We start from the raw sequence: 23549 nt of genomic DNA, 5'->3' as shown, positions 1-23549 counted from the left end.
TGTTACAGGCTGACCTAAGAAATTGTGAAAATGTGCTACCGTTTTAAGGTGAAATGGCCGCGATAGGTTCTTCCATTTTTGAAAATAGCCTTAAACCAATAGTCTGACGAGGGCATTGGGGTACCATTGTAGGTTCCGTTCCAACCGTTGCTGTTTTTATTGAGTACATAGAGTAGCTTGCTGAAACGGTCGTATATTTCTATTCTTTGTAATTGGGGGCTGTCGGGGTTTTGACCCGCTATTTGCCAAGTATCGTGGTAACCATCATTATTTGGAGTGAAAAAATTGGGGAAACCAAGTACATATACCGTGATGGTTGTGGAGCCGCAACCATTTATATCCTTAACCGTAAGAAGATGCTCACCAGGGCTCAGGTTTTCAAAGACGGGACTTTGCTGATAAGGGCCATTATCCAGCGAGTAGCTATAACTGCCCGTGCCTTCTGCAATTACTGTGAGGATGGGGTTGCCAATATTGCCCGTAAGTTCATAAGTAAGCTGAGCAGTTTCGGAAGGAAGCACAGTAAATGTGCGGGTATTGCTGCAAGAATACTCCTCGTTGTTGATGGTTTTGCTACGGATGACAGTTAGCGTATAGGTGCCCGGTTCATTAACTTCAATGGAGGGGGTGGTTTCACCGTTTGACCAATTAAAGGTTGCATCTGAAATTGTTCCTATGAAACCTGGGTCTATTGTTATGGTACTGGGGTAGGTATTTAGACAATAGATGTAAGTTTCATCTCCATCAAACTCTGGGGTGTTGACTACCCTCAGTTGGATTCTGGCAGTGCCTAGGCAACCACGGGCACCACTGATTCGAGCATAGACTGTTTGGGAATTTGCTTGGGTATTGGTGAAGGGATTGGGTAACGTATTGGTTTGTGAAATGGCTTCACTGTAAGAGCTATGGTAGGTTACTGCTGCATTGTTTCCGAAGAGGGATTGTAATTCTATAGTGATTTCAGAAAAATTGAAACTTGCTAAACCTGGTGTGCCCGCTGTGGAACAATTCACCAAAAAGAAATCGGAAACAGTGTTTGTGGTGGTTTTTAGGGTTACTTCTGCCACGCCTACGCAGCCATAATCGGACACGGTGCGGGCATATACTATTTCATCTGGCTGGGTATTGGTATATCTTTCGGGGTTTCTTATTGGGTTTATGTTGTTTTGGGCCTCCGTGAGGCTTTTATGGAATGAATATACGCGAAGTAAGGGGTCTCCATTGATGATTATTTCTTCGGCATCAAAAAGATTGAAGGTAGCTAGGCCGTTTGCGAGGGGTTCACACTGATATAGCTCAGTATTTTGAACGGCTACCGGGCCGCCATATTCAATCAATACTTCATCTGAGGCGATGCAGTTGTTGCCATAGTCTATATCTACTTTATAAATACCAGCAGTGGTTACCGCGAGCTGGGCGGAGGTTTCACCGGGGATAATAATGCCGTTTTTGTACCATTTGTACCCTAGAGGAGCGGTGCCCTGCGGGGTAGCATCGAGGATGTAGGTTTCGTTTTCGCAAAGGGGGTTGTTGGTAACGAAGCTTCGGTCTGGACCGAGGTTGGCCGCAATGTTGAAACTGCCACCTTCCAAAAAAACGGCGGAGTCGTAACGGTAATTGGCTTCGTCTGCGATTACAAGTTTTATGTGGTAGGCTTGATTGACGGTTACGGGGGTTTGTGCAACGAGAATTTTGGTCTGTCCGTTGAAGTTTATGGGCACATTTGGCCCATTCCAGCATTCAAAATAGGTTTCGTTTATGGGAGGACAGGCGCCGGGGATGCCCGAATGGACAGTGGTGACAAGCACAGGGGTGTTTGTGTCCGGAACGAGGGCAATGTTTGTGTATGCACCGCCAATGGGCTTGATTAAAAAGGCAAAGGCATCGCTATAAATGCAGGTGTTGGGATCGCCTTGCTGATATTCTTCAGAAGCGAAGAGGTAGCGGAACTGTATATTATCTGCATTAGGGACAAAATCGAACTCGATGATGGTAGCATTGGTGGTGTTTGAGATGTTGAGGGCGTTTTCCAGATCGGGATCGCCGGGCCAATTGGGGGCATCGTCATCGCTGAGGGTTGTATTGGGACCGGGGACGTTTTGTAACTTGCCGGTGCTCATTACAATGCCTTTTTCAAAAGGGAAATTGCTGCCGTTGGCATTGAAATAGCCAAAACTCCTGTCACCATCGGGGAAGTTGCCGGTTGTGGAGCCGGTTATTTGTACGTTGCTGATGCAGCCGCTGTCTATTAGGATATCCTCAACCAGTTGTTGGGGGGTGTAGGTGGTAGCATCTACCTGAATGTTTTGTGCTAGGGATAGACAGATGCAGCACAGGGCAAACCACAGAAAAACAATAGACTTCATCAAGGGGTACTCCTAACTTTTTTATAGCGGGTGCAAATTTATGCTTTCTGGGTGCTGGTTTCAAGTTTCTTTTATTAAAGTTTAGTCTTTTTCCCTTTGGGTGGGAGGAATTGTTTTTCGGAATAAAAAAACCATTGCACGATCCTGGGGGGATTTTGCAATGGTTTAAAAATAAAAGTATACAGAATACGCTTTTTACATGGGTTGTGAAACTTCAAATTTTAGTCCACTATTTGAGTCAGTAAAATAGGTTTTGCCACCGCTTTGCGAAACTTTTAATGTCATCTTGCTTTGCGTAATGCTTATGGTCTGGGTGCTTGGGTTGAAGGTCCAGGTGGCATTTTTGCTTGTGGTAGTTTTGTAGGAATAAGGGCCGTCGTCCTGTTTTTCCTTTATTTCAAAACTGTTATCTGCATATAGGTTTATAACGGCTTTCTCCATTGCTGCGGCCATTTTTGGGTTGCTGCTGCTATTTTCAATATTTGTGACGAGCCAAGTACCGGTGAGGTCTTTCTGGGTAAGCGACTGACTGTGTACTGAAGTGGCAAAAAGGGCGAGAACGAATAGCATGATTGCATTTTTCATAGGTATATTTTTTAATGAATTGATTTATTGCATTTTTAAACTTTTGTGAAGATAGCAATTTTTATGCTTTTTTGAATATCTGTAGATTAATATGAAGGAAAAAAGGCATGAAGAAAGCCCCTTGTAAGGGGCTTTTCCATTTGGCTAATATCCGGTTAAAAAATTACTGTTTGATTATTTTTAGGGTGGCTTGATTGCCGGTACTGGTTGTAAGGGTTGCGAAATATACACCTGCCGAAGTGTTGATTTCCACAGCTATTGTTTGTGTGTTTTTGCTGTTCGAGGTGGAAACAACTTGGCCAAGCATATTGGTGATAGTGACATTGGTCTCTGAATAGGTTTGCCCCAGGTTTATAGTAAACTTGCCGTTTGTTGGGTTTGGATAGGCGCTGATGGGCGAGGGAAAGGTGTTTTGCGAAAGGCCAAGAATTGCCGGGGTGGTTTTAAATATCCAATAATCGTCTAGACCTTCACTGTTTTCACTTTTGTCGCCAGAGATGTTTGAGTCTGAGGAGCAGAACATGGCAAAATTGCCATCTGCAGTTGGAAGGATGTAAGAGCCGCTTTCATCTGCTGCGCCGCCGATGGAGTTTTGGGAGATTATACCTCCCACAGAGTTAAGTCTTAAAAGCCAATAGTCATAACCGCCATTGCTGTTTTCGGTCTTGTCGCCACTTATGTTACTATTGCTCCAGCAGGCAACCATAAAGGTGCCATCGGAGAGTTGCATTACATCGCGCGGGTAATCAATGCCGTTGCCGCCTATGGTGTTCTGCCAAAGCAAGTTGCCGCTGCCGTCCAATTTTAAAATCCAGGCGTCATAATCGCCCTGTGAGTTTTCGGTCTTGTCTCCCGAAATATTAGATTTGGAATAGCCGCCCACCAGATAACCGCTATCTGCCAATTGTACCATATCCCGAAACACATCGCTATCATTTCCGCCAAGGGTTCGGTTCCATTGTACAGTTCCACTTGCGTCAAGCTTTACTATCCAGTAATCATTGCCCCCGCGTGTGTTTTCGGTTTTATCACCTGAAATTGGAGAGTTTGAAAAACCTCCGATTATAAAACCTCCGTCGTTAGTTTGAAATGCAGCTTGTGGACGGTCAACCAAACTGCCGCCTATGCTGTTCTGCCATAATATGCTTCCGCTGCTATCCAGTTTCAGTGCCCAGAAGTCGCGCTGTCCATTGGTAGGCACGGTTTTGTCTCCATTTACATCGCTATCGGAGTACCCGCCCACAAAATACCCGCCATCTGCGGTTTGAACTATGTAGGTGTCAAATTCGGGTTGGTTGCCGCCATAGGTTTTTTGCCAAGTAATATTTCCTGCTGCATCTAGTTTTAATATCCAATAATCCAAACCTCCGCGGGAGTTTTCGGTTTTGTCGCCAGAAATGTTTGAATCTGAACCGGCGCCTAATATATAACCGCCATCTGTGGTTTGGTGCATGGAGATAAGATAGTCATCTCCCGCTCCGCCGATGGTGTTTTGCCATTGGATGTTTCCGGTATCGTCTACTTTTACGATCCAGATATCAATCTGGCCGTTGCTGTTTTCGGTTTTGTCGCCAGAAATATTACTTGTTGAATAGCCGCCAAGAATGTACCCGCCGTCGGTAGTGGCTTGAAATGCAGTTGAGAAATCGGTATTGCTACCGCCGATGGTGTTTTGCCAAAGGATGGCCGGGTCTTGGGAAAACAAACAGAATGTACCGAAGAGGTATGCTAGAAAAGTAATTGAAGCTTTCATTATTTTGGTTGTTAAGGATTACTAGGGTATCATCGGTAGGTTCGAGAAATGTCATCGCTAATCGGAAAAAGAATAAAGGCAAAAGGGGAAAGACTGATAGGGCAAGCAGGGGATGCGTTTTTCAATTTCTCAATTTCTATTTTGGGGTAGGCATTCCTTCGTCTCGCCAAAAAAAATGCCCCATATTTAGGGGCATTCCCGGTTGATGTTCAACCTTACAAGCTATTGAGGAATTATTCTTTTATAATCCTTAAAAAGGTAGATCCTTCTCTAGTATGCACATATCTTTATCGAAACAGCTCTTGCTATGTCATCACTTTCATTACAAGTAATTTTGTTTTACCTTTGTTATCTATCCCTATCACTATGCCGCAACACAGGTTTATAGTTTGCAATTACTCCCAAAGTTTGACTATTGGAACAGTTGGGTGGCAATCGCCGAGCAATATTGCCTTGGTGAAATATTGGGGTAAATATGGGGAGCAAATGCCACTGAACCCATCCATCAGTTTTACCTTGAAAAACTGCCATACCCGAACTCTTCTTAATTATGAAAAGAAACAAACTGACGGGTTTGAGTTTGAGGTTTTTCTCGATGGGAACAGGGAAACTTCCTTTGAGCCGAAGATTCAAAAGTTTTTTGAAAGGGTAGTGGTGTATTTGCCATTTTTGAATGATTTCAAATTTAAAATTGAAACCACAAACAGTTTTCCACATAGTAGCGGGATTGCCTCTTCTGCTAGTGGGATGAGTGCATTGGCACTTTGCTTGATGGACATGGAGCGCCAAATGCAGCCAGATATTACCGCTTCTTATTTTAATGAAAAAGCTTCCTTTCTTGCCCGATTAGGTTCTGGGAGCGCTTGCCGAAGTGTAGAGGGGCCTTTGATTGTATGGGGTGAACATACAGAAATTGAGGGTAGCAACAACTGTTTTGGAACACAATATCCTTTTGAGATCCATCAAAATTTTAGCGGTTATCAAGATACTATTCTTTTAGTGGATAAAGGCGAAAAACAGGTAAGTAGCACCGTGGGTCATAATTTGATGGTGGATCACCATTTTGCTGAACAGCGCTTTCGGCAGGCAAAGGAAAATCTTTCCAAATTACTTCCAGTTTTTACAAGTGGCGATCTTACAGAATTTATTAAAATAGTGGAACACGAGGCTTTGTCGCTACACGCCATGATGATGACCTCTATGCCATATTTTATATTGATGAAACCGAACACTCTGGAAATAATAAATTGCATTTGGAAATTTCGCAAAGAAACCAATAGCAACCTTTGCTTTACACTGGATGCCGGTGCCAATGTGCACGTACTTTATCCAAAAGTTGAAAAAGATACCGTCTTGCAATTCATTAAAAAGGAACTCTCGCAGTATTGCAAAAACGGAGAGTTTATTGAAGATGAGGTTGGTTTGGGGGCTATCAATATCCAGCGTTAAACCGTCTTTTCCTTTTTATTGCCAATAAGCATTACAAGTCCAAGAGCTACAATTCCAGCCAACAAATACCACCACCAAGCAGCACCAGTTTTTAAATCTATGGAGGCGGTATCGCCAATAAGAACGAGTCCTGCCCAATATTGTGGTGCTGCAGTACGCCCTTCCGCAGTTTCAATATAGCGTAGTTTAGCTTTGCGCAGTGCTTCGTCTTTTGGTATCCCTTCGGAAAGATTATCATAAAATAACTTTACAATTTTTGCGCTGGATTCTTCATCTATTTCCCAAAGACTGGTCAAGATGCTTTCGCTTCCGGCATAATTAAAGGCGTGTGCTAATGATATCATTCCTTCACCGGCTTGATAGGTGGGTTTGCCAGTCTCACAGGCAGTGAGAATGGCAAGGTTTGACGAAAGATTTATGTTGTAAATTTCATAGGAATACAATGAGTTTTCATCATAACTTTCTTTGACTTCGGTCTTTTTTGCGAAAATAAGTCTGCTCAACTCTGGACTAATATTGTTGCTTTCTGCGTGGGTGCCTATGTGGATTATTTTATGTTCTTTAGCTTGTTTAATGAATAAATCCTTGCTTGCGTTTTCATTTACAAAATAACGGCCGTTGAAAATTTTGGAATACTGTTTTACCAATTCCTCGCTAAAGGGTTGGGGCAAAAGGGTAAGATAGGTTTTATCCAGCTTTACCGAATCTTTTATAGCCAGTTGGTATTCCTCTTTCATCTTTTTGTTGAAGCCGGGGGCAAAGGCAATAAAATCGGAAGAGTAATCCGCTACCTTGCCTTGGTCCTTATAGAGCAACAAACTGAAATTGTATGATATATCATATTTTGCCAAAAGACTGTTTGTGGCCATTTCTTGAAAATTCTTTATCGGTTTGGGCGTAAGCGTTTCAAAACTTAAGTTGAAAAGTTCTCTGTCAGGCACGATTACTACTTTATGACTAAACACGTATTTTTCCAGAGGAAACCAGAGCGCCCTATATAGTTCATAGAGTAACGGTCTGGTTTTTTCAACGGAAAACTCATCATTTTTTATTTTTGATATGTGGTTTTTGACCGAAGTATAATTTAAACGCACCATTTTTTTTATTGAGGGAGAAACAACAAAAGCATACAGTTGATCTTCAATAAAAATATACCGCACAACGGTTGTATTCTCTGGAATTTTTTGTTGAAGATCGGTCAGTGATTCCTCCAACGTGGCATAGCGCATTTTATAGTATTTAGGAAAATGTTGCTTGAGCGAATCCAAAAAGCTTTCCCAGTTTTCAGAAGCTTCAAAAAAGGAGTAGAGGCTGCCGTTTTCCGAATCATTTAAAGAAGACCTCATTTGGTCTTTTAGGGTGCTTTCGCGCTCTAATACCTGTGTTGGAATGTGCTGAAAACGAACGTTATCCCGAAGGTTTAGTCGCGAACGGATACGGTTGTAGATACTGGATTCGTGAAGGGCGATAAGCTTATCTAAATACAGTGGATTTTTAGTGGTTTCATAGAGTTCCAGCCGTAATTTTTCGGCAAAAGTTAAAAGTTCCTCATTTTCGGTTATTAGAAGCGTTACATCTTCGTGGTTGGTAATTATTTTTTTGCGTTGGTCCAGGATGGAAATTCCTTCTTCAATTTGCTGCAAAAGTTCTTTTAAGAGAAAAGGATTTTTGTTTTCTGCCAAATAGTATTTTGATGCTGCATTTATCAGCAAAGCTTGTGGCTTTCTGTATTGGGTAAGGATGGAATCTGTTGTGCTTATTTTTCCGCCTTTATCTAAAACGTTGAAGCGGAGTGCTTCATCACTATATTTTTCTGCTTCTGCATACTCCTTTAAATGGTAATATACCTGTGCGAGGTTTACGGTGTGGTAAAACTCTTGTAGTGTGTTTTTGAAATCTCCGTTATGGGTAAAATTATAAGTTTCATTGGCCAACGCGAGGGCTTTTTCCTTTTTTCCGTTTTTAGCGGCAAATAGGGAATATTCCATAATATTGTCTAAAAAATCTTTGGTATAGGTAGTGCCCATCGTTTTTTGATAGACTATTCTAGCCTTTTCATAAAAAAGGGCGGCGTTATCTACATCTTCCTCGTGCTCATAAATAGTGGCTCGGGTAGAAAGGGCTGCTGCTTCCCAATACAAATCTGCGCTGCCGCTACTTTTTAAGAGTAGTAAGGCGGTATCGGCATTTTTGGCGGCACCTTCAAAATCACGGCTGGCTGTTTTTGCTTCCGCAAGAATGATGTTTGAAATGATAATATTAATATCGTTTTCCTCAAAAAGTTTTTTCTTTTGTTCAAAAGAATACTCGATTAATTCCTGGGCGCGCGAATGTTCCCCTAGCGTATTGTAGAAAGTGGCCATATTATCAATGACTATGAATTGATGGTTTTTTGCCTTATAAGTACGGGCTTCATCGGTAGAACGGTTTATATATTCTTGAAACCCTTCGATTGATTCTTCTGAAATGGCGATGGCTTCTTGATTTTTTCCCAAAGCATTCCACAGCACGGCAAGGTTCATCTTTACTAATGCGGGACGGTAATACCGATTCATTATATCGGTTTCATCTGTTTTTTCGAGAACATTCACGGCTTCCTGAAAATAATATTTGGCGCTGTCCAGTTTTGCTTCCTGCCACATCATTCCGCCAAGCGCATTATAGATTTGGTTGTAAAACACATAATCTTGCTGACCTGTTTTTATCAATAATTTTAAGGCTTTAAGGTAATGTGATTTTGCCAATGGAAAATCGCCCAGTTTTGATGCGTAAAATCCCTGGCGGTATTCAAGGCCTGCCCGATCGGTGTTATTGGGTTCTGTGTTTTTTTGGGCAAAGGGAATTGCAGTTTTAAGTAGTTTGTATGCCTCTTCGTGCTTGCCCGCATCATCGTATATCCAGCCCAGTTCGGTTATGGCTTCCACTATATAATGTGGACTGGCGTGTCTTTTTATTTCTTCTGTAAGATTTTCGGCTTTTTTAACAGCAAGATTTTTGTTGCCGTTGTTCAATTTAAAACTTCCTTCAAACTGAATGTAGCTATAGAGGCTATCGTATTTTTTTTCGGCTTTATAGAAAGCAATGCTTTTTGCTACTTCGGTACGTGCTGCTGCCAAGGAATCCTGTTCAATAAGGGTTTGGATTTTTTTTACTGTTGTGTTTTTTTCCTGTGTAAACCCAAGAAAAAATGTGAAAAGAAACAGTAGTGGAAAGGCAAAGGCAAATCTCCGGTTTTTATTTATCATAATTTAGAATTTCCAAATAATTAAATTAATTCCGGGGGATAATGTTATGAAAGATACAAATAATTTTTCTTCAAATTATTTTGGGTTTTAAAAATTTTCCAGATTCCTAAAAAGACACATTTGGAAAAAGCCGCATTAGTCTAAAAAAGTACTCAAAAAAACCTAAATATAATTTTACAAAACTTATATACAGCAAATTGGGAAGGTTTATAGATGGATATGTTCACATATATTTCTGAAAACATAATTGCGAAAATGGTTATCTTTGTCGCGGATTTCAGAATTAAAATCTGTATTTTTATAGCTATAACAACACAATTTATGCGCGGCCCCCTCTTTTACTCAAAAATTTTACTTTTCGGTGAATATGGAATCATTAAAGATTCCAAAGGATTATCAATTCCGTACAATTTTTACAATGGTGCGCTAAAAATTGATAAACACCACACTGTTTCTACCCACAAATCAAATGCGAGTTTAAAACGCTTTGCTGAATATTTGGAAACGCTTCAAAAGGAAGACCCAAACTTGGTTACCTTTGATATGGAATCCTTAAAAAAGGATGTTGAAGCCGGATTGTATTTTGACAGTAGTATTCCCCAAGGGTACGGAGTGGGTAGCAGTGGCGCTTTGGTGGCGGCTATTTATGATAAATATGCCAATAATAAGATTACCGTGCTTGAAAACTTAACACGGGAAAAGTTACTTTCCTTAAAAGCTATTTTTGCCGAAATGGAATCTTTTTTCCACGGAAAATCTTCAGGTCTAGACCCTTTGAATAGTTATTTGAGCCTTCCCATTTTGATCAATTCCAAGGATAATATTGAGCCGGCTGGAATACCTTCACAAACTGAAAATGGAAAGGGTGCCGTGTTTTTATTGGACAGCGGCAGTACTGGCGAAACCGCGCCGATGGTCCAGATTTTTATGGAAAATATGAAACAGGAAGGTTTTCGCAATATGCTGAAAGACCAATTTGTAAAACATACCGATGCCTGTGTTGATGATTTTTTAAAAGGTGACGTAAAGTCACTTTTTGGAAACATCAAGCAACTCTCAAAAGTAGTGCTCGATAATTTTAAACCTATGATTCCCGCACAATTTCACAAACTGTGGAAGAAGGGAATAGATAGCAATGCATACTACCTAAAATTATGCGGTTCAGGCGGTGGTGGCTATATGCTTGGCTTCACCGAGAATATTGACGAAGCGCGCAAAGCATTGAAAGATTATAATCTGGAAGTGGTTTATAGTTTTTAGGAATACTTTTTCTGAAATTCCTCTTAGATTTCTTCAATCCTAAAATTTTATGCTGAACCGAAAACAAAAACTCTTCCTGCTAAAGTTTTTCAGCTTGTTTTCTGTGGTTCGCGGCTATAACATTCTAATTATTGTTATTGCACAATACCTTACTAGTATTTATATTTTAGCGTCTGATTTGCCTGTGAGGCAGGTTTTGTTTGATGTAAATTTATTGATGCTCGTTTTGGCATCTTCTTCAGCAATTGCCGGCGGATACATTATAAACAGTTTTTATGACAGCGAAAAGGATTTAATAAACCGTCCGCGTAAAACCATGCTGGACAAACTTGTGAGCCAGCGCACCAAGCTTTCGGCGTATTTTGTGCTCAACTTTTTATCGGTCATCTTTGCAAGTTATGTTTCCTTTAGAGCAGTGTTATTCTTCTCAATTTATATATTTTTCCTTTGGTTGTATTCCCATAAGCTTAAAAAATATCCATTCATTGGTAATATTACTGCGGCCATTATGGCTGTAGTTCCCTTCTTTGCAATATTTGTGCATTATGCAAATTTTGACGTGGTTATTTTCGTTCATGCTACCTTTTTGTTTTTGCTTATTTCTATGCGCGAATTGGTAAAGGACCTCGAAAACCTAAAAGGCGATTTAACACATGGCTATAAAACTATTCCCGTGGTTTATGGTGAAAAGACTTCAAAAAGAATGTTGACTGTGCTGAGTATGTTAACGCTTGCGCCCATCATTTTGCTCATCACAAAATTTAAGGAAGAAATAGGCTATATGGACTACTATTTTTATGCAAGTATCGTCGGCCTAGCTGTGTTTCTCGCGGTTTTGTGGTATTCAAAAAACAAAATACATTATATGGTGTTGCACAATATTTTGAAGTTTGCCATCGTCATCGGAGTTTTTAGTATTGTGTTAATAGATGTAGATTTACTGTTAAGCCGTTTTTCCTAGATTTGAAATTAGAGGCTATTATTTTTCAGTTTTGTGAAAAGATCCCAAACCACCACCCCCACGCTTACCGAAATATTAAGTGAATGCTTCGTCCCAAACTGTGGAATTTCAATCACGGCATCGCTTGCACTGACTACTTTTTGTTGAACTCCCTTCACTTCGTTTCCAAAAACAACTGCATAGGTTAAATTATTTTGAACTGAAAAATCATTCAAATTTACGGAAAGCTCCGCCTGTTCAATAGAAGCTACAAAAATACCTTCCTGCTTTAGTTTTGAAACTACATCGAGTGTGTTTTCAGCATATTCCCAATCCACGCTTTCCGTTGCGCCAAGAGCGGTTTTTTGGATGTCTTTGTGCGGTGGTTTTGCGGTAATGCCGCAGAGATAGATTTTCTTTACCAAAAAAGCATCCGCAGTGCGAAAAACAGAACCGATGTTATTTAAACTGCGAATATTATCGAGGATGATTATAAGGGGCGTTTTTTCCGAAGCTTTGTATTCTTCGGGGTTTATACGGTCCAATTCGCTGTTTTTCAGTTTTCGATTTTTCATAGGCGGCAAAGTTAATCGTTCGGTGGCAAAAGTTGAAGCGAATTGTTGATAAAACCCAATAAATCCTAATCACTTCATTTTAAAGAAAACAGCATTTTAGTTACATTTATCGATTAAAGATTTTTTTGACTTATGGCGAAGAAGGAAACCCCGTTAATGAAGCAGTACAATACTATAAAAGCTAAGTATCCCGATGCTTTGCTGCTGTTCCGTGTGGGTGATTTTTACGAAACTTTTGGAGAAGATGCCGTGCGTGCGGCGGGAATTTTAAATATTACGCTCACACATCGTAACAACGGTGGCGATAGGACTGAGCTTGCCGGTTTCCCGCACCATTCCTTGAATACCTATTTGCCAAAACTGGTTATGGCGGGTTGCCGGGTTGCTATTTGCGACCAATTGGAAGATCCAAAAATGACCAAAACAATCGTAAAGCGTGGCGTTACGGAACTGGTTACACCTGGGGTTGCTTTTAATGATGATATCTTGCAATCAAAATCGAACAATTTTTTGGCTGCTGTACACTTTGGGTCGAAGAATTTAGGTGTTTCTTTTTTGGATGTTTCCACGGGCGAGTTTTTGGTTTCGGAAGGTTCAGCGGAATATGTTGATAAATTGCTTCAGAATTTTAACCCTTCCGAAGTGCTTTTTTCAAAACAGAAACGAAAACTTTTTTCTGAAACTTTTGGAAATAATTATCACGTTTTCCATCTCGAAGATTGGATTTTCCAAAGCGATTATTCGTTTGAAACGCTTACAAAACATTTCGACGTTAAAAATTTAAAAGGTTTTGGCGTAGATCATTTGGAAGAAGGCATAATCGCTGCAGGCGCTGCACTTCATTATTTAAGTGAAACACGCCACACAAAATTGCAACATATTTCGAAATTGGCGCGTATTGCGGAAGATGAATACGTGTGGATGGACCGTTTTACCATCCGCAATTTGGAACTGTACCATTCCAATCAGCAGAACGCGGTTACGCTTTTGGATGTCATTGATAAAACCATTTCGCCTATGGGCGGGCGGCTTTTGAAGCGGTGGATGGCGCTTCCTTTGATAAATACCGAAAAAATAAACCGCCGTCACGAAGTTGTAAGCTTTTTGCTCGACAACCCGATTACTCTAGAAAAAATCCAACAATACACCAAACGCATCGGCGATTTGGAACGATTGATTTCAAAAGTGGCAACGGGCAAAGTGAATCCGCGAGAGGTTATCCAACTTAAAAATTCTTTGGAAGCAGTTGTTCCCATAAAAGTTTTGGCGCTGAATTCCAAAAACGAATCGTTGAAAATTATTGGCGAACAATTGCACGATTTGGAATTGCTTCGTAATAAAATAAAGGAAACACTTTTTGAGGAAGCTCCGGTAAATATTCTGAAAGGAAATTCAATCGCCGAGGGTTTTTCAGAAACTCTGGACGAATTGCGGAATATTTCAGCAAACGGAAAGGAATATCTTGATGAAATGCTTGAACGCGAAACCAAGCGCACCGGGATTTCTTCACTTAAAATAGCTTCTAACAATGTTTTTGGATATTACATAGAAGTTCGAAACACCCACAAGGACAAAGTTCCGCCGGAATGGATCCGTAAACAAACATTGGTTAGCGCCGAAAGATATATTACCGAAGAATTAAAAGAGTACGAAACAAAAATCCTTGGCGCCGAGGAAAAGATTCTCGCTTTGGAGCAGGAAATTTTTTCAAAATTGGTGGATTGGATGCTTCAGTTTATAGGTTCGGTGCAGCAAAATGCGGCATTGATTGCGCAAATGGATTGTCTTTGTTCTTTCGCAACGCAAGCGAAAGAAGCAAATTACACGCGCCCGCTTTTAGACGAAACTTTTGATTTGGATATAAAAGAAGGGCGCCATCCGGTAATTGAGAAACAACTTCCGCCAGACGCACCTTATATTGCGAACGATGTTTTCCTTGACCGCGAAAACCAGCAAGTTATTATGATAACCGGGCCGAATATGAGCGGGAAATCTGCTATTCTTCGGCAAACGGCCCTGATTGTTCTATTGGCGCAGATGGGAAGTTTTGTTCCGGCTTCGGCAGTGCGAATGGGTTGTGTGGACAAGATTTTTACCCGAGTAGGCGCAAGCGATAATATTTCGATGGGCGAATCTACTTTTATGGTGGAGATGAACGAGACGGCGAGTATTCTGAACAATCTTTCGGAGCGGAGTTTGATTCTTTTGGATGAAATTGGCCGGGGAACAAGCACGTACGATGGAATTTCCATTGCGTGGGCAATTAGCGAATATCTTCACGAGCACCCTTCCAAAGCAAAAACGTTGTTTGCGACCCATTATCACGAGTTGAACGAAATGACGGAAACTTTTCCGCGGATAAAAAATTACAATGTTTCGGTTAAGGAATTGAAGGATAATGTTCTTTTTCTTCGGAAATTGGTTCCCGGAGGAAGCCACCACAGTTTTGGAATTCACGTTGCAAAAATGGCGGGAATGCCGCAAGCCGTTCTTCAACGCGCAAATAAAATTTTGAAAAGACTCGAAAAAAGCCACGCTTCCGAAGAACTGACCGAAGAAATGAAGGCTGTTTCCAAAGAAGAAATGCAATTGAGCTTTTTTAAACTGGACGATCCATTGCTGGAAGAACTTCGTGAGGAAATATTAGAGATTGATATAGATACACTTACACCTGTGGAGGCCTTAATGAAATTGAACGAAATTAGGCGGATGTTACAGCGGAATGCTTCGGTTAAATTGAAAAAGTAAATTTCAGCAATAATTTATCAAAAAAGACTTTGCTTTTGAAGTAAAATTTTTAAATTTGCTCCCGCTTTGAATGTGAAGCGACGTTCATTAAATATTCTGCGAAAATAGCTCAGTTGGTAGAGCGCCACCTTGCCAAGGTGGAGGTCGCGGGTTCGAATCCCGTTTTTCGCTCAACCTTGAATGCCGATGCAATTCGGCATTTTTTGTTAAGTCCGAGTTGTATAGACAACTGCTCGAGTGGTGGAATTGGTAGACACGCCGGACTTAAAATCCTGTGACCATCTGGTCGTGCGGGTTCAAGTCCCGCCTCGAGTACTTAAAAGCTTCTTCTTTATTGAAGGAGCTTTTTTTGTAAAGGGAGTTTTTTGTAGATATAGCTTACCAACATATTACCCAGCGGAAAGTAAACTGCGAAAAACAGCGTCATTGCTAGGGTTAAATTGTATGGAGTAAACAATTGAGACAGTATATTATTAGGATATACGTATGAGGTTTGGAAAGTATAGCCCGAAAGCTCTAATATTCCTATTGCCAAAAGTCCATAACAGTATTGGTTAAAAAAGGAATATTCTTTTATCAATATTGAAATGGGTACCATATAGAGTACGTAACAGGTAATTATTTGCCACCAATATTCAAAACGGACTATTTCAAAATAAATTCCGATGCTATTCATCAGAATGCCAGTTACCAAATATAGAATGCTATAAATGCACACTTCCGCGAAGGAAACTTTTCTTAATTTTTCTGTTAGAGTCTCAAGCATACCTTTAAAAAATTGAGGTTACAAAATAAAAAAAGCCCTTTCAATTTGAAAGGGCTTTTAGGTTTTTTAGCAAAAAATGCTTATTGACCGTCAGTAGCGTCTTCAACAGCTTCTTCAGTTTCCTGAGCAGCGTTCTCTACAGCATCTCCTGCATCTTCCATTGCATCTTCAGTAGCTTCAGCAGCGTTGTCTATTGCTTCTTCGGTTTCAGTTTGCATAGTTTCAGCAGACTCTTCCATGTTTTCTTCTTTGGTTTCTCTGCAAGAGTAAACTGAAGCAACTAAAGCAAGAGCGGCAAGTGATAAAAATACTTTTTTCATTGTTGAAATAGATTAGTGATTAATAGTGGGCAAAAGTAATTAAAAAATTAATTCAAAACTTTTTTTCGGGTAAATATTTCCAATACCTTTTTGGAATATGTTTTATATGCAAACGCATATTCTTTCGGGTTGGTATATTACTGTTTTTAAAGTAGATGCCCCACAGTTTTTGAAAATGCATTTCATCTACCGTAAAATATGTAAGAGCCCTTGTGGTGCTGTTTACTTCAGCAGAAATTTCCAACTCAATTAATGCTGCCTTTTGGAGGTTGTAAAAAATACCATATTTACGTTTCAGGTCATAAATAAGCCATTTTTGATCCGCATATCTTTTTTTGAAATGTTCCATATTTAAGGGTAAAACATTAAAATCTGGCTCAATGGTCGCAAAATAAATTCCATCGTTAGTTAATCGAAAGCGTACGAAGGCATCCATCCTGTGTTTTTCGCGATCCACCTTTTTTGAAACTTTGTCTATTTCAAGAATAATGGGGTCACTGTAATCATTCTCAATAGATACTTCAGAAGAAAAAGTGCGTTTTATAAAGTGTAATATAGCATTTTCAATTGTTGGGATTTCACTTAAGAAAGCTTTGTAGATTTTTTCTCTCCCTCGTACCGAAACTTTTTTTGAAAGTCCCTTCCAAACACGTTTTGCTTTTCCGTAGTCCGTAATTATTTCCTTGTCTATATACAAAAAGCTAGGTTGGGAGTTTTCTTTTTTTACAATTGAAGCATCGTCCAATTTATGTTCATAAAAGTAGAATACGGCTGAAAGAAGCCCCTCGAAGCTTCCATCATAAATTAAAATGAATTTCATGCAGACTGAAAACTTGGATTTTCAAACAGATTTAGCTGGGTATTTAACTCTTTTCTGAATTTGCTTTCAGAGCCATTCATTATCAATCCTTTTAATTGTGAGGCAGTCCTATCTTTTCCTTCAAAAATTCTGGAATCACAGGTTATAAAATATTTTGCCCTATTCAAGGAAGCGCCAATTAATTTAAGATTTTCCCAGTTAAGTTTTCGATACTTGCGTGCAGCTATAATTTTATGAACTGACTTAACTCCCAAACCCGGCACTCGAAGTAGCATTTGCATATCTGCCTTATTTATATCTACAGGAAATTGGTCTAGATTGCGGAGGGCCCAGCTTAATTTGGGATCAATATCTGATTCTAAATTAGGATGCTCCGCATTCAGCAATTCGCGAACATCAAAACCATAAAACCGAAGGAGCCAATCTGTTTGGTAGAGTCTATTTTCACGTATAAAAGGAACGGGTGTGCCAATGGCGGGTAGTCGATTATCGTGACTAATGGGAACATAACCTGAATAATAAACCCTTTTTAGATTAAATGATTTATAAAAATATGCCGAAGTGTACATGATTTCTGCGTCGCTTTCACCACTGGCACCCACAATCATTTGTGTGCTTTGTCCTGCTGGGGCATAGAGCGGAACTTTTTTTAAGAGGCTTTTTTCATTTTTATATTGAATAATTTCATTTTTAACTTTTTCCATAGGTTTTATAAAATCTTTTCTGTTTTTGTCCGGTGCTAGTAATTTCAAGCCTTTTTCTGTGGGAATTTCAATATTTACGGAAAGACGATCTGCATATAGGCCAGCTTCCCGCATTAATTCATCGCTTGCACCTGGAATGGACTTTAGGTGAATGTATCCGTTGAAATTTTCTTCCTCACGCAACTTTTTTGCCACGGCTATCAAGCGTTCCATTGTGTAATCTGCGTTTTTGAAAATTCCGCTGCTTAAAAAAAGACCCTCAATGTAATTACGCCTGTAAAAATTTATGGTTAGGTCTACCACTTCCTGTACTTTAAAAGCGGCACGCTTTATATCATTGCTTTTTCGCGTAACGCAGTAAGCACAATCAAAAATGCAATGATTGGTAAGCAGAATTTTTAACAACGAAACACATCTACCATCTTCAGTATAACTATGGCAGATGCCCATTCCGCTGCTATTGCCTAGGCCGTTGTTTTTATTCTCTCTTTTACTTCCACTTGAAGAACAGGAAACATCATATTTTGCAGCATCGGCTAAAATGCTGAGTTTTTCTTTTATTCGATTAAAATCCATAGCAAAATTTGGAGTATTGCCAAAAATAAGGAAATATTCCAACCCTAATGGATATAATCCAAAAAATTATTTGGATATTTTCCAAAATAGTATATATTTGGGTATGAAAACACAGCTACCCATTGAAGCGCAACGTTTTAAAAAGTTGCGTGAAGAACTCAATTATACTCAGCAATCCTTTGCTGAAATTTTAGATATTGGTGCAACTACAGCTGATATTGAAAGGGGTAAGACTAAAATAACGGGAAAAGTTATTATGGAGCTTATGGCCCAATTCAATATCAATCCCTTATGGATTTATGGCAAAAGTTTTGAAAAGCATATAAATACTTCGCGAGGTGATGTAAGTCCTAAGGTTTTAACTGTAGACACCACCGGTAATGACAGTATTCTTCTGGTAAACCAGAAAGCTGCGGCCGGTTATCCAAACAATATTCATGACACGGGTTGGTACCAAACCTTACCAGCTTTTAATATTCCTTTGCCAGAATATAGGAATGCGTCATATCGCGGCTTTCAAGTAGAAGGGGACAGTATGCTGCCAAACATTAAACCGAATGAATGGGTGTTGGGCCGTGCCGTACCAAGTATTAACGAGGCGACGGATAGTAAGATTTATATTGTTGTGCTCAGGGATTCAGTTTTAGTGAAAAAACTTCAGAAAATTCCTAATAACCCACAGCGTATTCGGCTCATTTCGTTGAATACGGAATATTTGCCAATAAATGTAAAAGTTAAAGATATTCAAGAGCTTTGGATGGTCAACAGCAAATTAACGTTTGGGGTTGATGAACCCTCCGAGAGTAATTTGCTCCGTCAGCTACAACAATCTATGGAAGAGCTTAAAACTCAAATGAGAGATACTGTAAATAAAAAAACCGACTGAAACAGTCGGTTTTTTTATAGTTAAAGCTGGGGGTTAATTATTTTCGTCAATTTTTATTTTAGTATCCCCATCTTCATCTTTTTTAATTTTTACTTCTTTCTCGTCGGTTTCCATTTTAATCTTAGTGTCCCCGCCGTCTTCTTTGATTTTCACATCGGCGCCTTCATCCTGCATTTCTTGGATGATTGCTTCTTTTTCAGTTACTTCTTCTTTGTTTTCACGACAAGAAGTAAAGCTTGCAGAAATAAATGCTGCACTTAAAATAAATAATGCTACTTTTTTCATAATTGTTGATTTTAAAAGTTAATTAGGTTGTATTAAAGATTTTGTTTAAATATCATCTGTTCCGCCGGTACCGGTATTTTCTTGAATTTCGTTTACACCTTCTTGAATAGTATTTTCTACGGGATCTGTAGCATCATCATCTGTTATATCTTTAACTTCATCTTCAGCATCTTCCATAGCATCATTAACATCATCAACTACATCTTCAACATCGTCGGCTTTTTTATTTTCACGACAAGAAATAAAACTTGTTCCAAAGGCAACTACCAGAGCGAAACTTAAAATTAGTTTTTTCATAATATTGAGTTTTAGAATCCGATTTAATCATCATTACCGATGTCCTCGATTTTCTTGTCAATTTCATCATTTACCTCTTTATCCACCTTTTTTGCAGTCCTTTCAAGAATTCCCTCATTTTCTGGGGTTTCTGGCTCTACTTCAACTTCTACCTCTCGAATTACTTCCTTGGTTTCAGTCTTTTGCTCACGGCATGAACCAAAGGCTAATGAAACTATTGCGAATGCAATAAACAGTTTTCTCATAATTAGATTGTTTTTAAATGTTAAAACAAATCTAGCTTTTAAAATTCTTGAAATGTATAATTATATGCTAAAAATTGTGAAAATAGTATTAATTAAGTAAAATGTATTTTAAGAATGAATTGATTTTCTTAAAAATATCAGTTTTGGGTGTTTTCAATCTGTCTTAAGGTAATCAATTATTTTTTTGGTTGCGCCTGTATTTTTATTGACAAAATGCCCAGCAATCAACCCTGTTTTATTTCGAAATGAATCATTTAGAATTAATTTGTTAAGAATTTCAGTGCATTCCGAAGCGTTTGAAATTGAAAACAAACCCGCTAAACCCCGAAGTCTTTTCGCCTCTGGGAATGCTTCAAAATTCTTTCCTATAACTATGGGCACCCCAAATGTAGCAGGTTCCAAAATATTATGAAGTCCCGTTTTGCCCATCGCCCCGCCTACATACGCTATGTCTGCATAGCTGTATAATTTGCTCAACAAGCCGATACAGTCAATTATCAAAACAGAATAATCTGATATATTTACATCGTCTATTTTTGAATGAAGCACTGTTTTTTTTACAATCCTTTTAGTGAAATCCTCGATTTTATCTGCTTCTATTTTATGGGGAGCAATGATGAATTTTACGTTTTCGGGAGCGGAATTTATATAATGCAGAAGTACGGCTTCATCTTCGGGCCAGGTGCTTCCGCAGACAACACAGAGCGAATTTCCTTTGAAATCTTCTGCAAATTTTAGGGTGTTGTCCATTTCAATTTGGTGCGAAACCCTGTCAAAACGTGTGTCGCCACTTACACGAGTGTTGGTAAAACCAATATTTTTTAAAAGCGTTTCAGAATTTTTGTCCTGCAGAAAAAAGTGATCAAAAGTAGCTAATACCTTTCGCATAAAGCCGCCGTAAGGTTTAAAAAAGATTTGGCTTTCCCTGAAAACACCCGAAACCAACAAGGTGGGAATGTTCTTTTTCTGAAGCTCAAAAAGATAATTGGGCCAAAACTCATATTTCACAAAAAAGGTAAGCGATGGATGAACCGCAGAAATAAACTTTTTTGCATTGGCCGGCGTATCCATTGGAAGATACACCACTGCATCTGCCAAAGGTGTGTTTTTCTTTATTTCATATCCCGAAGGCGAAAAAAAACTCACCACAATTTTATGGTCGGGTTTTAATTTTTTTATTGCTTCCATTATGGGCACCCCCTGTTCAAACTCTCCTAAAGAAGCGCAGTGAAACCAAATGGTTTTGTCGGTAGCGGAGATTTTTTGCTGAAGTGTTTCATATACACTTCTCCTGCCGTTTACAAAAAGTTTCATTTTTTTGCTGAAAAGCGCTACAATCTTTAAAAGAAAAGAGGCAATGAGAATCAGTAAATTGTAGATGGTGTGCATACCGAACAAAAATACCAAATTTCAAGTACCAAATACCAAAACCTAATCTTATAACTTAACTCTTAACAAATATCATTTTCGTAATTTTACCGAATTCAATATTATTTCAGCAGCATGAAGAAAATACAAATGGTTGACTTAAAAGGTCAATATGAAAATATAAAAGAGCGCGTGGACAGCTCCATAATGAATGTAATAGAAACCACTGCATTTGTAAACGGTCCCGAAGTCCACGAATTTCAAAAGGAACTTGAGGATTATTTAGGTGTAAAGCACGTAATTCCCTGCGCGAACGGAACAGATGCTTTGCAAATTGCAATGATGGGACTTGGCCTAAAACCCGGTGATGAGGTAATTACGGCCGATTTCACATTTGCAGCAACCGTAGAAGTGATAGCGCTTTTGCAATTATCACCTGTTTTGGTAGATGTGGATCCCATAAATTTCAATATAGATATAGAAGCCATAAAAAAAGCAATCACACCAAAAACCAGAGCGATAGTACCAGTCCATCTTTTTGGCCTTGCGGCGAATATGGACGAAATTATGGCCATTGCCAAAGAGCACGACCTGTATGTAATTGAGGACAACGCACAAGGTATTGGCGCCGATTACACTTCAAAAGATGGTACTAAACAAAAAACTGGAACCATTGGGCACGTGGCTTCCACGTCATTCTTTCCATCAAAAAATCTGGGATGTTATGGAGATGGCGGTGCTATTTTTACAAATGATGATGATTTGGCCCACATAATTAGAGGAATTGTAAACCATGGTATGTACGTGCGTTACCATCACGATGTGGTTGGTGTTAACAGTAGATTGGATTCCATCCAAGCGGCTGTGCTTCGTGCAAAATTGCCACATTTGGACGAATATAATGCAGCACGTAGAAATGCAGCAAGAAAATATAGTGAAGCTTTAGCTGGAATTGAAAATATTATTACACCCACCGGTTTTTGTGACAACACTCAAACCATCTGCGATGTATGCGATTGTCATGTTTTTCACCAATACACTTTAAAAATATTAAATACAGATCGAGATGCGTTGGTTAACCATTTAAACGAGAAAGGAATTCCGTGCGGGGTATATTACCCCATTCCGCTGCATCTTCAGAAGGCTTATAAAGATGAGCGCTATAAAGAAGAAGATTTTGTAGTTACCAATCAATTGGTAAAAGAAGTAATTTCACTGCCTATGCACACTGAACTTGATGATGATCAAATTAAGTATATTACAGAAACTGTTATAAATTTCGTTACCAAATAATGAAAAAAATACTCGTTACTGGCGGTTTGGGCTATATAGGGTCCCACACCGTTGTTGAACTTCAAAATTCAGGTTATCAGGTTTTAATTATCGATAATCTCTCAAACTCATCTTTAGATGTTTTGGAAGGAATTACAAATATTACTAAAACAGCCCCAACTTTTGAACGGCTCGATCTTCGCTTAAAAGCCGATGTTGCAGATTATTTCAAAAAAAATCAAGATATTGAAGGAATTATCCATTTTGCCGCTAGCAAAGCTGTGGGCGAAAGCGTTCAAAACCCATTGCTTTATTACGAAAACAATCTGAATACGCTTATTTATCTACTTCAAGAATGCAATGCTTACGGAATTGAGAATTTTATTTTTAGTTCGTCGTGCACCGTTTACGGCGAGCCGGATTCCCTTCCTATTACAGAAAATGCGCCGGTTAAGCCTGCTACTTCACCTTATGGAAATACAAAACAAATAAGTGAAGAAATACTGAAGGATACGTGTTGTATTTCGGCTTTAAAATCGATTGCGTTGCGGTATTTTAATCCTATTGGGGCGCACGAAACGGCAGAAATCGGAGAGCTTCCGGCGGGAGTGCCGCAGAATTTAGTGCCGTTTATAACCCAAACGGCGGCTGGGGTTCGGGAACAACTTTCTGTATTTGGAGATGATTACCCTACAGAAGATGGCAGTTGTGTACGCGACTATATTCATGTTGTGGATTTGGCTAAAGCGCACGTTATAGCGTTACAACGATTACTTTCTAAAAAAAATGAAACCCAGTTTGAGGTTTTCAATCTTGGAACGGGCAGAGGAAGCTCAGTTTTGGAAGTTGTAAATTCTTTTGAAACAACAACGGGCGAAAAACTGAATTATAAAATTGTGGATCGAAGACCGGGAGACGTTATAGCTGTTTATGCAGATACCCAAAAGGCAAATAAAGTATTGGGATGGAAAGCTGAAAAAACGATGGAAGACGCTCTTGAATCCGCGTGGAAGTGGGAAAAGAAAATCAGAAATATTTAATTATCAGCAACTTATATTTGTTTTTATAAAAGGTTTAACGCTTAAAATT

General features: G+C 39.2%; 20 protein-coding genes and 2 tRNA genes. 9 read left to right on the top strand and 13 right to left on the bottom strand.

What is annotated here, in order from left to right; all coding sequences use genetic code 11:
• Positions 1-35 precede the first annotated feature (35 nt).
• The 3 genes from JK629_RS03070 to JK629_RS03060 form a co-directional block, all read right to left on the bottom strand.
• The gene (locus JK629_RS03070; RefSeq protein ID WP_202337167.1) at positions 36-2366 is read right to left on the bottom strand and encodes a T9SS type B sorting domain-containing protein; all 2331 of its coding nucleotides are present in this window, start codon (positions 2364-2366) and stop codon (positions 36-38) included.
• A 195-nt stretch (positions 2367-2561) separates the two neighbouring features.
• On the bottom strand, positions 2562-2951 hold the full coding sequence (locus JK629_RS03065) for a hypothetical protein (RefSeq protein ID WP_202337166.1): 390 nt from the start codon (positions 2949-2951) through the stop codon (positions 2562-2564).
• Between the two features lie 163 nt (positions 2952-3114).
• The gene (locus JK629_RS03060; protein WP_202337165.1) at positions 3115-4704 is read right to left on the bottom strand and encodes a T9SS type A sorting domain-containing protein; all 1590 of its coding nucleotides are present in this window, start codon (positions 4702-4704) and stop codon (positions 3115-3117) included.
• 366 nt (positions 4705-5070) lie between these two features.
• Between JK629_RS03060 and JK629_RS03055 the strand changes: the two genes are divergently transcribed.
• The gene (locus JK629_RS03055) at positions 5071-6153 is read left to right on the top strand and encodes a diphosphomevalonate/mevalonate 3,5-bisphosphate decarboxylase family protein (protein ID WP_202337164.1); all 1083 of its coding nucleotides are present in this window, start codon (positions 5071-5073) and stop codon (positions 6151-6153) included.
• Here JK629_RS03055 and JK629_RS03050 read toward each other — a convergent pair.
• Positions 6150-9398, bottom strand: a complete 3249-nt coding sequence (locus JK629_RS03050) for a CHAT domain-containing protein (RefSeq protein WP_202337163.1) — start codon at positions 9396-9398, stop codon at positions 6150-6152. The two genes, JK629_RS03055 and JK629_RS03050, sit on opposite strands and share 4 nt — an antisense overlap.
• A 321-nt stretch (positions 9399-9719) precedes the next feature.
• Between JK629_RS03050 and JK629_RS03045 the strand changes: the two genes are divergently transcribed.
• Together JK629_RS03045 and JK629_RS03040 are read left to right on the top strand one after the other, a co-directional pair.
• On the top strand, positions 9720-10658 hold the full coding sequence (locus JK629_RS03045; protein ID WP_202337976.1) for a mevalonate kinase family protein: 939 nt from the start codon (positions 9720-9722) through the stop codon (positions 10656-10658).
• A 49-nt stretch (positions 10659-10707) separates the two neighbouring features.
• Positions 10708-11619 carry a geranylgeranylglycerol-phosphate geranylgeranyltransferase gene (locus JK629_RS03040; protein WP_202337162.1) on the top strand — a complete coding sequence of 304 codons (912 nt, stop codon included), beginning with the start codon at positions 10708-10710 and terminating at the stop codon, positions 11617-11619.
• Between the two features lie 8 nt (positions 11620-11627).
• On the opposite strand, the gene JK629_RS03035 is transcribed toward JK629_RS03040, so the two are convergent.
• Complete coding sequence (locus tag JK629_RS03035) at positions 11628-12173, bottom strand: RNA methyltransferase (RefSeq protein ID WP_202337161.1); 546 nt, start codon at positions 12171-12173, stop codon at positions 11628-11630.
• Between the two features lie 132 nt (positions 12174-12305).
• Here JK629_RS03035 and mutS point away from each other — a divergent pair, with 132 nt between their 5' ends.
• The 3 genes from mutS (at position 12306) to JK629_RS03020 (ending at position 15236) form a co-directional block, all read left to right on the top strand.
• Positions 12306-14921: a DNA mismatch repair protein MutS gene (gene mutS / locus JK629_RS03030; protein ID WP_202337160.1), complete on the top strand. Its 2616-nt coding sequence runs from the start codon at positions 12306-12308 to the stop codon at positions 14919-14921.
• 98 nt (positions 14922-15019) lie between these two features.
• A tRNA-Gly gene (locus tag JK629_RS03025) sits at positions 15020-15092 on the top strand.
• A gap of 60 nt (positions 15093-15152) precedes the next feature.
• Positions 15153-15236, top strand: a tRNA-Leu gene (locus JK629_RS03020).
• Positions 15237-15252: 16 nt separating this feature from the next.
• Here the strand turns inward: JK629_RS03020 and JK629_RS03015 are convergent.
• The 4 genes from JK629_RS03015 to JK629_RS03000 form a co-directional block, all read right to left on the bottom strand.
• Positions 15253-15687 carry a hypothetical protein gene (locus JK629_RS03015; protein ID WP_202337159.1) on the bottom strand — a complete coding sequence of 145 codons (435 nt, stop codon included), beginning with the start codon at positions 15685-15687 and terminating at the stop codon, positions 15253-15255.
• Positions 15688-15767: 80 nt separating this feature from the next.
• Positions 15768-16007 (bottom strand): hypothetical protein, encoded by a 240-nt coding sequence (locus tag JK629_RS03010; RefSeq protein WP_202337158.1) that lies wholly within the window; start codon positions 16005-16007, stop codon positions 15768-15770.
• Positions 16008-16059: 52 nt separating this feature from the next.
• A complete protein-coding gene (locus JK629_RS03005) occupies positions 16060-16827 on the bottom strand; it encodes a TIGR03915 family putative DNA repair protein (RefSeq protein WP_202337157.1) in 768 nt (255 codons plus the stop codon).
• The gene (locus tag JK629_RS03000) at positions 16824-18107 is read right to left on the bottom strand and encodes a putative DNA modification/repair radical SAM protein (protein WP_202337156.1); all 1284 of its coding nucleotides are present in this window, start codon (positions 18105-18107) and stop codon (positions 16824-16826) included. The genes JK629_RS03005 and JK629_RS03000 overlap by 4 nt, the downstream gene beginning before the upstream one ends.
• Before the next feature lie 103 nt (positions 18108-18210).
• Here JK629_RS03000 and JK629_RS02995 point away from each other — a divergent pair, with 103 nt between their 5' ends.
• Positions 18211-18993, top strand: coding sequence for a LexA family transcriptional regulator (locus JK629_RS02995; protein ID WP_202337155.1), 783 nt, complete (start codon positions 18211-18213; stop codon positions 18991-18993).
• 33 nt (positions 18994-19026) lie between these two features.
• On the opposite strand, the gene JK629_RS02990 is transcribed toward JK629_RS02995, so the two are convergent.
• From JK629_RS02990 to JK629_RS02975, 4 genes are all read right to left on the bottom strand, one after another.
• Entirely contained in the window at positions 19027-19278 is a 252-nt protein-coding gene (locus tag JK629_RS02990) for a hypothetical protein (RefSeq protein ID WP_202337154.1), read from the bottom strand.
• A gap of 45 nt (positions 19279-19323) precedes the next feature.
• Positions 19324-19575 (bottom strand): hypothetical protein, encoded by a 252-nt coding sequence (locus JK629_RS02985; protein ID WP_202337153.1) that lies wholly within the window; start codon positions 19573-19575, stop codon positions 19324-19326.
• A gap of 23 nt (positions 19576-19598) precedes the next feature.
• Entirely contained in the window at positions 19599-19820 is a 222-nt protein-coding gene (locus JK629_RS02980; RefSeq protein WP_202337152.1) for a hypothetical protein, read from the bottom strand.
• Positions 19821-19973: 153 nt separating this feature from the next.
• Positions 19974-21209 carry a 3-deoxy-D-manno-octulosonic acid transferase gene (locus tag JK629_RS02975; protein ID WP_202337975.1) on the bottom strand — a complete coding sequence of 412 codons (1236 nt, stop codon included), beginning with the start codon at positions 21207-21209 and terminating at the stop codon, positions 19974-19976.
• A gap of 114 nt (positions 21210-21323) precedes the next feature.
• On the opposite strand from JK629_RS02975, the gene JK629_RS02970 reads away from it, so the two are divergent.
• On the top strand, positions 21324-22481 hold the full coding sequence (locus JK629_RS02970) for a DegT/DnrJ/EryC1/StrS family aminotransferase (protein WP_202337151.1): 1158 nt from the start codon (positions 21324-21326) through the stop codon (positions 22479-22481).
• A complete protein-coding gene (gene galE / locus JK629_RS02965; protein ID WP_202337150.1) occupies positions 22481-23500 on the top strand; it encodes a UDP-glucose 4-epimerase GalE in 1020 nt (339 codons plus the stop codon). The genes JK629_RS02970 and galE overlap by 1 nt, the downstream gene beginning before the upstream one ends.
• Positions 23501-23549 lie beyond the last annotated feature (49 nt).

Source organism: Aequorivita iocasae (assembly GCF_016757735.1).
Lineage (GTDB): Bacteria > Bacteroidota > Bacteroidia > Flavobacteriales > Flavobacteriaceae > Aequorivita > Aequorivita iocasae.
The sequence above is the reverse complement of the archived record's forward strand: the minus strand, read 5'-3'. Positions and strand labels throughout refer to the sequence as shown.